The 12,682-nt window shown below is 51.7% G+C and carries 9 protein-coding genes; 2 read left to right on the forward strand and 7 right to left on the reverse strand.

What is annotated here, in order from left to right; translation table 11 throughout:
* Positions 1–2: 2 nt before the first annotated feature.
* Positions 3–3,866 carry an ATP-dependent RNA helicase HrpA gene (gene hrpA, locus BCM14_RS10755; RefSeq protein WP_106228042.1) on the reverse strand — a complete coding sequence of 1,288 codons (3,864 nt, stop codon included), beginning with the start codon at positions 3,864–3,866 and terminating at the stop codon, positions 3–5.
* An 82-nt stretch (positions 3,867–3,948) separates the two neighbouring features.
* On the opposite strand from hrpA, the gene argA reads away from it, so the two are divergent.
* Entirely contained in the window at positions 3,949–5,313 is a 1,365-nt protein-coding gene (gene argA / locus BCM14_RS10760; RefSeq protein ID WP_106228043.1) for an amino-acid N-acetyltransferase, read from the forward strand.
* A gap of 10 nt (positions 5,314–5,323) precedes the next feature.
* Positions 5,324–5,590, forward strand: coding sequence for an oxidative damage protection protein (locus BCM14_RS10765; RefSeq protein WP_106228044.1), 267 nt, complete (start codon positions 5,324–5,326; stop codon positions 5,588–5,590).
* 84 nt (positions 5,591–5,674) lie between these two features.
* Here the strand turns inward: BCM14_RS10765 and phoU are convergent, their stop codons facing one another.
* From phoU to BCM14_RS10795, 6 genes are all read right to left on the reverse strand, one after another.
* Complete coding sequence (gene phoU / locus BCM14_RS10770) at positions 5,675–6,400, reverse strand: phosphate signaling complex protein PhoU (protein WP_106228045.1); 726 nt, start codon at positions 6,398–6,400, stop codon at positions 5,675–5,677.
* A gap of 114 nt (positions 6,401–6,514) precedes the next feature.
* Positions 6,515–7,189: a ribose-5-phosphate isomerase RpiA gene (gene rpiA, locus BCM14_RS10775; protein WP_106228282.1), complete on the reverse strand. Its 675-nt coding sequence runs from the start codon at positions 7,187–7,189 to the stop codon at positions 6,515–6,517.
* A 4-nt stretch (positions 7,190–7,193) separates the two neighbouring features.
* Positions 7,194–7,958 carry a 3-deoxy-D-manno-octulosonic acid kinase gene (locus tag BCM14_RS10780; RefSeq protein ID WP_106228046.1) on the reverse strand — a complete coding sequence of 255 codons (765 nt, stop codon included), beginning with the start codon at positions 7,956–7,958 and terminating at the stop codon, positions 7,194–7,196.
* Positions 7,959–7,962: 4 nt separating this feature from the next.
* Positions 7,963–10,455: an ABC transporter permease gene (locus BCM14_RS10785; RefSeq protein WP_106228047.1), complete on the reverse strand. Its 2,493-nt coding sequence runs from the start codon at positions 10,453–10,455 to the stop codon at positions 7,963–7,965.
* Positions 10,456–10,511: 56 nt separating this feature from the next.
* Complete coding sequence (gene radA, locus BCM14_RS10790; RefSeq protein ID WP_106228048.1) at positions 10,512–11,876, reverse strand: DNA repair protein RadA; 1,365 nt, start codon at positions 11,874–11,876, stop codon at positions 10,512–10,514.
* A gap of 16 nt (positions 11,877–11,892) precedes the next feature.
* Entirely contained in the window at positions 11,893–12,612 is a 720-nt protein-coding gene (locus BCM14_RS10795) for an SDR family oxidoreductase (protein WP_106228049.1), read from the reverse strand.
* Positions 12,613–12,682: the final 70 nt, after the last annotated feature.

Genomic DNA, 12,682 nt, shown 5'->3' on the forward strand with positions numbered 1-12,682 from the left:
CATCAGCGTTGCATGGTCGCCCAGGCTTTTTCAAGCCGTTTGACCGAGACGGGCATCGGGGTGCGTAGCTCTTGAGCGAATAACGCCACACGCAACTCTTCGAGTAACCACCTGAATTCATCAAGTGCGGGATCGGCCGCCCCTTTTTGTCCTGACCGTGTTCTTGCATATTGGGACAACAAGGGTGCCATCTCTGCCATCAGTTTTGCATCACGAGCTGAATCGCTGCGTAGTTTTTCGATACGGGTGGCTGCAGCCTTTAAATAACGCGGTACGTGGGTCAACTGCGCTTGCGGTATGGTGGAGACGAAATCCCTAGTGATCAGAGCTTGGATTTGCTGCAGAATGTCCTGGTGTGTGTTGGGGTAAGCCTTGGCTTGCGGCAATTTACGAATCAGCGCGGTGTACGCCTCAAGAACGGATCCGGCTAAACGCGCAACTTCTTGTGCCAACAACCCGACTTTCACCCTACCCTCGATACGCTTTGCCTCGAAAGACTGGGCATCGGTTGGTAACTTATCATTTAGGCAGGCCAAGTCAATGGCGCGATCGATAATTTGATCGCGTAGCTGCTCTTGAGTCCCCAGCGGCAGGAAAAGCATTCCGAGCTTCGTAAGCTCGTGCAGATTTTTCTCAAGAAACTTAACCTGCTCTTTTAAGCCTATCTTGAACAAGCGCAATAGACCTTTGCGGTGGGCTAGAGCGGCCGCCTGAGGCTCATCGAAGACATCAAGCGAGCAGTCGCTACCTTGATCGACCAAAGCCGGGTAACCGATCACTGTTTGCGACTTCTTCTTAATTTCAAGTAGCTCGGGCAATTCACCGAAAGTCCATTCGGTCAGATGATCGTGGGCAATAGACTTTGCAACCTGATGATCACTCGTGACCATTTTCGTGAAACTGCTTTGCGCTTGTTTGCCAAGATCAGCTCTGATTTGCGCCAGATTTCGACCCGCCGTCAACATGCGTCCGTGTTCGTCGACAACTTTAAACGACATAAATAGATGGGCGGGTAAAGTCTCAGTCTTGAAATCCGCAACAGTGGGTCTGATCCCAAGTTGCTCTGTGACGTCAGCAATCAACGCATCGATCAAGGTGGAGGATGGATTGCCTAAGCGATCAAAATAACGCTCATAAAACCCCGCAGCGTAGTCCGGCAAAGGCACACAGTGGCGCCGAATTTTTTGTGGCAATGATTTCAGTAAAAGCAGTGCTTTCTCTTTCAGCATGCCTGGGACGAGCCACTCGCAACGATCAGCGTCGACTTTATTTAAAAAGTAAAGTGGTACGGTCAGGGTGATGCCATCTCGCGGCGAACCGGGTTCAAAATGATAATCAACCGCCAGGTCGACCCCTTGCCAGCTGAGTATCTTTGGAAACACCTCTGTCGTTACCCCTGCCGCTTCATGGCGCATCAAAGCGTCTCGGGTCAGCACCAGCTTGGCTGCCTCTTCCTTGGACAGGCCTTTGTACCAATGCTCGAGCGTTGCAGTTTGATGAATGCCCTCTGGCAGGGCTGCCTCGTAAAATGCCTTGATCAAGCTGTCATCCACCAGGATATCGGGACGTCTCGATTGATGTTCAAGCTTCTCGATTTGTTCTATCAGCTTGCGGTTTTGGACGATAAATGGCAAGGATGAATTGATTTCGCCAGGCACTAAGCCTTGCAAAATAAAAATCTCTCTGGCCTGTTTTGGATCAATCGGGCCATAGTGCACTCGCCTGCCAGAATAAACGTGCAACCCATAGAGCGTGGCTCGCTCATTTGCCACGACCTGCCCCAGTTTTTTTTCCCAACGGTGATCAAACCAGCTTTTTCTGAGCAAATGCTTGGCGATCCGTTCAATCCAGGTCGGGTCGATTTTCGCCACACAGCGCGCATAAAGCTTGCCAGTGTCCATGATTTCGGCAGCCATAATCCATTTACCCACCTTCTTCGCAAGTTTGGATCCGGGATTAATCCAGAACTTTATATCTCGTGCACCAAGGTATTGAGTGCTTTCTTCAGATTTCAGACCTAAATTGCCCAGTAAGCCCGCCATTAACGCCAGGTGCAATTGCTCGTATGTTGCTTCAGTCTGGTTCAACCGCCAACCGTGTTCATCAATCAAGGATTTAAGCTGATGATGGATATCATGCCATTCACGCATGCGCATTGGTGACAGGAAGTTTTGTCTCAACAAAGCAACCAGTTTGCGTTGCGGCAATTTCTGTGCGAGTTGCTCGTGATACCACGTCCACAATTTGAGATAGGTCAGAAACTCTGACTTATCGTCTGCGAATTTACTGTGAGCTTGATCTGCAAGTTCTCTAGCCTGCATCGGCCTATCGCGCGGATCCTGAACGGACAGGGCAGCAGCAACGACGAGCATCTCAGCCATGCAATGTTGATCACGGGCAGCCAAAATCATTCGACCAATACGCGGATCCAGGGGGAGCTTTGCCAGTGATTTGCCTGTGGCAGTCAATGACCCGCCCTGTTCCACATCCTGACTGATCGCACCCAATTCTTGTAACAGGTGATAGCCGTCGGCGATCGCGCGCCCCGTGGGTGGGTCGACAAAAGGAAACTGCTCGATCTCGTCCCAACCGAGCGATTTCATTCTTAAAATAACACTGGCGAGCGACGCCCGAAGGATTTCTGGATCTGTGAAGGCGTCGCGTTGCTTGAAATCGATTTCGTCGTACAGCCGGATACAAATACCTGGGCCAAGACGGCCGCAGCGACCAGCCCTTTGATTAGCCGATGCTTGGCTCACTGGCTCAATGCGTAACTGCTCAACTTTGTTACGCCAAGAATAGCGCTTGACTCTTGCTAAGCCGCTATCAATCACAAACCGGATACCGGGAACAGTCAGCGACGTTTCAGCGACGTTGGTTGCCAAGACAACGCGGCGCGCGTTCGTTTTAGGTTTGAAAATTTGCTCTTGTTCTTCTTGCGACAAGCGTGCGTAGAGGGGCAAAATTTGTGTGCTTGAGTGCTGGGTTTTGCGCAAAGCTATTGCTGCCTCACGGATCTCTCGCTCGCCAGGCAAAAACACCAGGATATCCCCCGACCCGGCGCGCGCGCATTCATCGACCGCATCAAGCAAAGCATTGACCAGTTCTCGTTCTTCATCTCGTGCAGAGGGATTCGTTGCTGCAGCGAGGGCCGCTTGAGGCTGCTGTACCTGCGTACCGTCAGCAAGGTTATCGGGTTTGATCGGACGATAGCGGATATCCACAGGAAACAACCGCCCCGAGACCTCAATGACCGGCGCCGGATTCCCGTTTGCGTCAGCGAAATGCCTGGCAAAACGGGTGGCGTCAATCGTCGCTGAAGTAATAATCAGTTTTAGATCTGGCCGTCGGGGCAACAGCTGGAGCAAGTAGCCCAACAAAAAATCAATATTGAGACTTCGTTCGTGTGCTTCGTCGATAATGATGGTGTCGTAGCGGTTAAGCAAGGGATCTCGTTGAGATTCAGCAAGCAAAATCCCGTCGGTCATCAACTTGATAGCCGTTGTCTTACTGCTTTTATCCTGAAACCGGATTTGATAACCGACCCAGTCACCGAGTTCGCTTTTTAACTCTTGAGCAATTCGTTTGGCCACGGAGCTGGCCGCCAGACGTCTTGGCTGGGTGTGGGCAATCATTTTGTTGAGCCCTCTACCTAGCGCTAAACATATTTTCGGAAGCTGAGTGGTTTTTCCAGATCCGGTTTCTCCGCTCAAAATGACAACCTGATGCCTATCAATGGTTGTGGCGATTTCATCGCGTCTGGCACTGACTGGCAGGTCTTCGGGGTATTCGATAGCGGGCGTTTGTCGTGGAGAATTGACAACGCTTTGCAATGAGAATTCGGCTGACAGCTGAGTTTCGGGCATATATTCCTGTCAAAAGTAGAACGCATTATAAAATCTCGCAACATAATGTTTTCTATTAACCTTTTTTGAGACAAAACAACCCGTGACAACATCCCCTCTCGAGGAAGCCGACACCCTATCGGCACAAGAAGCGACTGAGTTCTCCCCTGCCCAGTTTGTGCGCTGGTTTCGAGAGGTTGCACCTTATGTTCACGCCTTTCGCGGCAAGACGTTCGTTGTCGCCTTTGGCGGCGAGCTCGTTCAGGCTAATGCGCTAAACAACCTGATCGAGGATCTTTCTCTTTTATCTGCGCTTGGGATCAAACTGGTTCTCGTGCACGGATCCCGGCCGCAAGTCAACGAGCAGCTTCGCTTGAAAGGTTTTCAGCAACAGTTCGGACGCGGCCGTGAGCCGATGGATCCTGATGCACTCGAATGTGCAAAAGAAGCAGCCGGCGAGATTCGGTTGGACATCGAGGCCGCGTTTAGTCAAGGTTTGCCCAACACCCCGATGTCTCATGCCCAAATCCGGGTTATCTCGGGTAACTTCGTCACCGCGCGGCCAACTGGCATCATCGATGGGGTTGATTACCGACATACCGGGCAAGTCAGAAAAATCGATGTCGAAGCCTTGAAGTTCGCCATTGAACGCGGCTCGATCGTATTGTTATCCCCTCTTGGTTTCTCGCCGACTGGTGAGGCCTTTAATCTAGCCATGGAAGAACTTGCCACCAGTGTGGCAACGTCTTTGCGTGCAGAGAAGTTGATTTTCTTGACTCAAGGACAAGGAGTCATTGACGCCGATGGCAATGTCAACACTGAGCTAGCTCGCCTGGATGCCGACGCCTTGCTTGCCGCGGGTGGCCTTGATGAGGACACTGCATTTTATTTGCAGTACGCCTCTAAGGCCGTCAAGCGCGGCGTCACGCGTGCTCATTTGGTGCCTTTCAACACTGATGGCGTTGTCTTACTCGAGATCTTTACGCATGATGGCGTGGGCACCATGGTCGTCGAAGACACACTGGACGATTTGCGCCCGGCCACCATCGATGACGTCGGTGCAATCCTGCAACTCATTGAACCTCTTGAAGAAGATGGCACCTTGGTCAAGCGAGGCAGAGCCGTCATCGAACGCGATGTCGAGAACTTTACTGTCCTGGAGCATGACGGCGTTATTTACGGTTGCGCCACGCTGCACGCTTTCGCTGAAGACCAAATGGCTGAGATGGGTTGCCTGATTGTGCACCCTGAATGGCAAGGCACAGGCGAAGGTGAGATTTTGCTGAGACACATGGAGTCTCGTGCCCGCGGTCATGGCGCCAAACGACTGTTTGTATTGACCACCAGAACTTCGCATTGGTTTATTAAGCGAGGTTTTGTGCAAGGGGGTGTGGCCGACCTGCCAAAAGAAAAGCAGGCACACTACAATCGGTCAAGAAACAGCCTGATTTTTATTAAACGTCTCTAAGGAAAGCAAGATGAGTCGTATCGTTAACTGCCTGAAACTAAAAAAAGAACTGCCTGGTTTGGACTTACCCCCTTATCCTGGTGATATGGGTACCAGAATCTGGCAGGAGATTTCGAAAGAGGCCTGGCAGAACTGGATGGACGTTCAGACGCGTCTGGTCAACGAAAACCGCCTGAATCTGGCCGATTCACGCGCACGCAAGTACCTTAAAGAACAAATGCAAAAATATTTGTTTGAAGATGGCGACGTTGAAGCGCAAGGATACGTCGCAGGCTAGACCCGGCTAAGCGCAAATAAAAACAGCCCGTCAGGGCTGTTTTTACTTTTCAACCGGTACCTATCTGATCAACGCAATCAACGGTTAAGGCCTGGTAGCAGACGCGTCGGACTTTCCGGCAACCAGGGATTCGGCGTACTTGACGCCTTGATGCCGAACATCATCACCGTGAATCAAATAGATGACCCGCTCTGCCATGTTTTTGCTGTGATCACCAATACGCTCAATAGACCGGGCAATAAACATCAAGTCAATTGCACGCGTAATCGTTCTCGGGTCTGCCATCATGGCATCAATCAGCTTACGGAAAGTCGCTTTCCATTCGCGATCAACTTCCTTGTCGCTACGCACCACCTTAGCTGCCAACACCGCATCATGACGAGCGAACGCATCCATGACTTGATTGAGCATGGCGATCACGCAGTTGGTCATGTGAAGCAACTCGATCGCAGGCAAGAAGGCCTGCGTATCTTCGTGGATACGCTTGGCTGCCAGCGCGATTTTTTCGGCTTCGTCACCCGAGCGCTCCATGTCGGTCAACATTTTCATGATTGACAACAACATACGCAAATCGCTGGCTGTTGGCTGATTTCTAACCATAGTGCCGGTTACACGCTCGTCAATTTCAATTTCGAGCCTGTTAACTTCTTTTTCACTGGCCTTGATGCGATCGATGATGGTCAGATCACCCGTCGACAAGACGTTGATCGCATCAGCAACCATAGATTCAACCAAGCCGCCCATCTGAAGCAGCATGGTGCGAACCCGCTCAATTTCTACGTCAAACTGCTTGAGAGTGTGCTCGGTCATGTCTGTGGCTCATATTAAAAAGTTCATTGAGGTTACAAAACCTCAACCCATCATTCGGTAATCTTAAGTGAGTCTTGTGTCACTTTCATGACACTAAACCGTCATCAAGGGTATTCATCCAATCCGGTACACACCCTTGTCATTCGTGGCTAGCAGTGCAACGTCTGCCGCTTTGAGAGCGAATAGGCCATTACAAACCACACCAGGAATATTGTTTATAGCAGTTTCCAAAGCTTTTGCGTCAACAATCGTAAGCTCGTGAATATCCAGGATCTCATTACCATTGTCCGTCACAAAACCGGTTCTGGGAATCGGCCGCCCGCCCAGCGCGATCAGCGCGCGCGCAACCGACTCGCGCGCCATGGGGATCACTTCTAATGGCAATGGGAAACTCCCCAGCTGATTCACCAGCTTGGATCCATCGGCAATACAGATAAATTTTTCGGCGACAGAGGCAACGATTTTTTCGCGAGTCAGCGCGCCACCACCGCCTTTAATCATCTCTAGCTGAAGATTGATCTCATCAGCCCCATCGACATAGACCGGCATGAACGTCACGGCATTTAAGTCGACCACGCGGATACCGCCGGCGATCAGGCGTTGAGCGCTTCTTTCAGAGCTTGCAACCGCCGCATAAAAACGATCAGCGTGCCTGATCAGGCTATCAATAAACAGGTCTGCGGTCGAGCCGGTCCCCACACCAACAATCGCCTGAGAATCAAGCATAGGAAGGACCAACGCCATTGCCGCATCTGCTGCTTGCTGCTTTAACTCTTGCTGTGAAAACATATGATTACTTGGCTCCTGCATCGAGATTAGGATCGTAACCGATCAACAAAGCGCGATAGCATTCGCTAAGTAAATTTTCATTAACCTTGATGACTGAGCGCTTTAGTCGGTCGAGGTTAGCCTGACAAGCTTTTTCGTCGAGGTATCCCTGCCAGCACCGATCAAAGTCGATTAACCAGATCTGATCGTCCGCGTCGACCAGGATATTAAACACGTTCAAATCAGCGTGATAGATGCCTAGGCGATGCATGTGCCGGATTGCTTGCCCTGCCCTGTCCCAAATTACCGGGCTAAGGCAATCGCTTAGTGGACGGGCGCCGGCAATCCGTTCGGTGATGATAGCGGCACGATAAACAAATCCATAGCGCCAAACCGCGACCGCGAGCGGTCGAGGCACTTTGATACCCTGCAAATAGATGCGATGGAGCAAATGCAACTCTTTGAAAGCCCGCGTATTTTGCAGGCCAGTCCAGACATAAAGGTCTTTGGATAGTTTGGCCGCCCAGCCACCACGACAATATCTTCGCAACACGGCAGCGAGCCCGGCAATCACAACAAACCAAGCTGCGTTTCGACCGCCCTTGGAAACAGGTATGGACGTCTGACTTGAAGCGGTGGGGTCGAACCACGACAGATCGGGTGAAAGCAGTCTTGTCGGATCAAAAAATACATCCACGTGAGCGTGCTTTGCGTGTGCGAATCCGGGCACAAGTTGAGAGCTTGTGGTCGTGACGGTCAAGGTTTGCGCAGGGTTGCTATCAGTAGACATAAATTTAATTCACTTGCCGCAACACGCTGAGCGGCGATGCGCGCAGCACGGCGCCGAGCGTCAGGAATCCTATCAGCCAACTGCCAAAGACACAGGCGCAGACGCCGATCAACCAGGGCAGCAACGAAAACGAAATGGGAAAATGAAAGACCCACTCAGACAAGGCCCAGGCAATGACGGTTGCTCCCCCTGCGGCCAGAAGCCCCGCAATCAGGCCTGTTATAAAGAATTCAATTCGCTGGGCGCGGCTCAATTGATCCCTTGTCGCACCAAGTGCCCTCAACAATGCGGCCTCACGAATTCGCTCGTCACGTGTGGATGACAAGGCCATCACCAAGACCAGGACACCGGCAACAACCGAAAAACCAAACAGGCCTTGAACAGCGAAAGCCACTTTATTTAAAACATCGCGAAGCTGAGCCAAAATGGCGCCGACGTCAAAAACCGTGACATTGGGGTAGCGTCGCAATAGATTTTGCAACCAGACCCCTTCGTCGGACTTAAGCTGAAAAGCCGTCATCCACGTCTGAGGTTGCCCTTCTAGTGCGATCGGACTCGTAATCGCAAAAAAATTGGGTTTCATCGAATCCCAATTCACTTTTCTAATACTGGTGACGTGAACATGGACCAAACGACCGGCGACGTCGAATACAAGCTCATCATTCAAGTTCAGCCGCAAGGTCTTGGCTAAGCCTGATTCGAGTGATACCTCATCGGCGGCGCCGTTAAGGTCGCGACCCTGCTCAATGAATGCTTCTTTCGGCAAACTGGAGGCGTAGGAAAGATTGAACTCCCGGTCAATGAGCTGCTTAGCTCGAGCATCATCAAAATCAACCGAGCCGAGCGGTTTTCCGTTACGTTCAATCAAACGCCCTCTTATCATCGGATATAGCGCAGTCGTTTCGTGCTTTTTTTGCGTAAAGTCCTGTTTAACGGCCTCCAACTGATCCGGCTGTATGTTGATCATGAAGCGATTCGGCGCATCTGGCGGGATGGTTCTCTGCCAGCCTTCTAGCAAATCGGTTCTCACAATCGTTAGCAACAATACAGCCATCATGCCCGCAGCGAGCGCGCTGATTTGAACAACAATGGCATGTCGTCGGCGTATGAGGCAAGACAGACCAAATCTCAACGCGGCGCTGGTGACAAAACGAACACGCCAGACAGCAAGTACCTTCATTGAACCGTAACTGATGAGAGAAAAAATTGCCGTGGCCGCAGCAAAACCTGCTGCCAGCAACAAACCTAACTTGACATCCTTAGCCACCCAGCACAGAAACACGAGCATACCAACTGTTGCTGGAAGATAGGCGCGAATGACAGGGACAACCCAATGACCAGCGCTTGTCTTAAATATTTGCCTCGGCGCAACCCGATTCAGTTCAAGCAAACTCGGCGTGGCCAACATTAATAACAGAAACACCCCCAAGCCCATCGCTTGCAGCATGGCTAAAGGATGAGGTGATGGGAACGAAACACCAGATAGACCATCAAGCACCCGAGCAATCAATCTTTGTCCGATAAAACCGAGGGACACACCGGCAAGGGATCCTATCAGGCCGACGATAAAAAACTCAAGCAGAAAAAGCTGGACGAGCATCTTCTGGGTTGCACCCAAACAGCGCATGACCACAACACTTTTTCTGTGACGTTGCTTGAACTGACGGGCACCCAAGACAAGGGCGATTGCCGCGATTAAGGTCGCCAGCAAACCAACCAAGGTTAAAAATTGCTGGGCTCGCTCAAGCGACTGCCGAATTTCCGGCCGTCCGGATTCGATTGTGACGATTTTTTGACCTGGTTGTAAACGAGGTACTAGCCAAGCCCGAAAGTTTTCAACTTGCTGGGGCTGTCCAGCCACTAACAAAGCGTATTTAACTCGACTGCCCAGTACAACCAGTCCAGTCCGCTCGAGGTCAGCGGCGTTGAACATCACCCTGGGTGCCAAGTTCATAAACTGAGTCCCGCGATCAGGCTCTTGAGTAATCAGTGCATCCAAGACCAGGTTGACGTCTCCGAGCGTAAGCTGAGCGCCCGTTTTTACGTCGAGTCCCGTTAGGACCTGAGGATCAACCCAGAGCTTGCCTGGTGCGGGAATAGTCGTAGCGGCGCGATCAGCTTGCTCGGCGTCTGTCGATATCCTGAGGTTCCCTCTCAGCGGATAGTGGGTCGATACTGCCTTGACGGAGACCAAGAGTGAATGTTCTTCAGTGCTCAACATCGAAGGAAACTGCCAAGTCTGCGCGACCTGAAGACTCTGTTGCTTAGCTTGTGTAAGCCATTCTTCAGCAATCGCCGCATCGGTTTCAACAAGCAAATCAGCACCGAGCAACTGGCCGGCGTCGCGCTCTAATCCCTGGCGTGCGCTGTCGGCAAGCATACTAACGGTGCTGAGGGCAGCAACGGCGACGACAATTGTCAAAGCCAAGAGCAATAAATCGCCTGCGCGTGCATCACGCCAAACCTGCTTCATTGCTAGTTTAAATATACCTGTCATCCCTATGATCTTTAATCACTTGGTTAGCCAACATTGTGCATCGCGCGAAGCAAAACCTAAGACCGCAACTTGTCCATCATTTCTTGTAACCGTTCGACTGGCCAGATTTCAAGACCTTCAATGGCTTGCTTGGGCGCATTAGCTTTAGGGATCATCGCGATCTTAAACCCTAGCTTGGCTGCTTCTTTGAGGCGTTCTTGCCCTCTGGGGGCGGGTCTGACTTCACCGGCAAGCCCAATTTCGCCAAACGCAACCAGGCCCTCGGGTAAGGGCTTATCTCTGAGCGATGAAATGATCGCGAGTAAAACAGCCATATCCGCTGCAGGCTCTGTGATGCGCACGCCGCCCACTGCGTTGACAAAGACGTCCTGATCGTAGGTTTTCACGCCGCCGTGACGATTCAGTACAGCGAGCAGCATGGCCAGACGATTTCCTTCTAAACCCACAGACAGTCGACGAGGATTGGGCACATGAGCGGTATCGACAAGGGCTTGGATCTCGACGAGCAGAGGACGCGTCCCTTCTTGAGTCGCCATCACGCATGAGCCCGCCACTTGGTTAGTGTGCTGCGAAAGAAACAGCGCAGACGGATTCGCCACCCCGCGCAAACCACGATCAGTCATGGCAAAAACGCCAAGCTCGTTGACTGCACCAAAACGATTTTTAAAAGCCCGAATCAAACGAAACGACGAATGGGTGTCACCCTCAAAATAGAGCACCGTATCGACCATGTGCTCCAGGACACGTGGCCCTGCCAGCGCGCCGTCTTTGGTCACATGCCCAATCAACACAATGGGAACACCAGTCTGTTTGGCTAAACGAGTCAACTGTGCAGCGCATTCTCTAACCTGCGAGACTGAACCGGGGGCCGCCGTTAGATCAGCTGAATACAGGGTTTGAATCGAATCAATCACCGCGACGGCAGGCTTTTGCTCGGTCAACGTTGATCGAATAATGTCCAAACGGATTTCAGCAAGCAGATCGACCGAGGCACCCGAGGCACCCAATCTTCTGGCCCGCAAAGCAACTTGCTCGGCAGATTCTTCACCGGTGACGTACAGAACCTTTGCCTGCGCTGACATAGCAACAAGCGCCTGCAACAACAAAGTTGACTTACCGATACCGGGATCGCCGCCGATCAGCACTACGGCTCCGGCGACTAAGCCACCTCCCAATACGCGATCAAACTCGGTCAACCCTGTGGATAGCCTGGGAAGCTCTAAAGCCTCAACGGAAGCCAGGCTTCTTAACTGACTGGTCGGTGCAAGGGGGGCATAGCGATGATCAGGCGCGGTGCTCGAGCCACTATCTAGCGATTCTTCGAGCGTGTTCCAGGCTGTGCAATGAGGGCATTGACCTAGCCATTTGGGGCTGACGCCACCGCATTCAGTGCATGCAAAGACTGTTTTTATTTTCGCCATGCGACAGTGTAGCTAACTAAGCCGGTACACCCGCCAAACTACCACCACCATCTATCCCGATTACCTGTCCCGTAATAAACCCGGCATCAGCTGAGAGTAAAAAAGCAATTAGGGCAGCGACTTCGTTGGCCGATCCGAGGCGACCCAAGGGCACCTGTGTGCCTTGTTGCTGAGCGACATCCTTGCCAGGTGTGGCGTGCATCAACATCTCAGTATCTATTGCGCCAGGGGCAACAGCATTCACCGTAATCCCGTATGCGGCAAGTTCAAGCGCCCAAGTCAGCGTGCATCCAATGATTGCGCTTTTAGCGGCGGCATAGCTGGTTGAATCACGAGCCCCTCTCGCAGATAAGCTGCAAAGATTAACGATGCGACCCGCACGACGGGCTTTCATTGACTCAATGAAGGCCTGAGTCACTTGGACGGCTGTTCTCACGTTAAGGTCAAAGGTCTCAAACAGCACCGACAGGTCAACGCTACCCAAAGGTTGCGATATGGCAGACCCTACGTTGTTGACGACTGCGTCGACAGGAAATTTGTCCCGAATGGTTCGAAGCACCTCTTCGGTTTGACCCGCATCAGACAAATCACATTCATACAAATAGCCAGGAAAATCAATTTCAGCCGTGTTACGGGCGATGCCGACCACATGACAACCTTGATCGGCGAGCTTCTGACTAAGTGCCCAACCTATTCCCTTGGTTGCACCCGTAATCAATACGCAAGTATCTTTCAATGTGAGTCTCCTTTTCGGGAGCCAATCGGAGCAACCCTAAGGTGTTAGTCTAACGCACTGACGTCACTTC

Origin of the sequence: Jezberella montanilacus (assembly GCF_003003055.1) — a bacterium.
GTDB lineage: Bacteria > Pseudomonadota > Gammaproteobacteria > Burkholderiales > Burkholderiaceae_B > Zwartia > Zwartia montanilacus.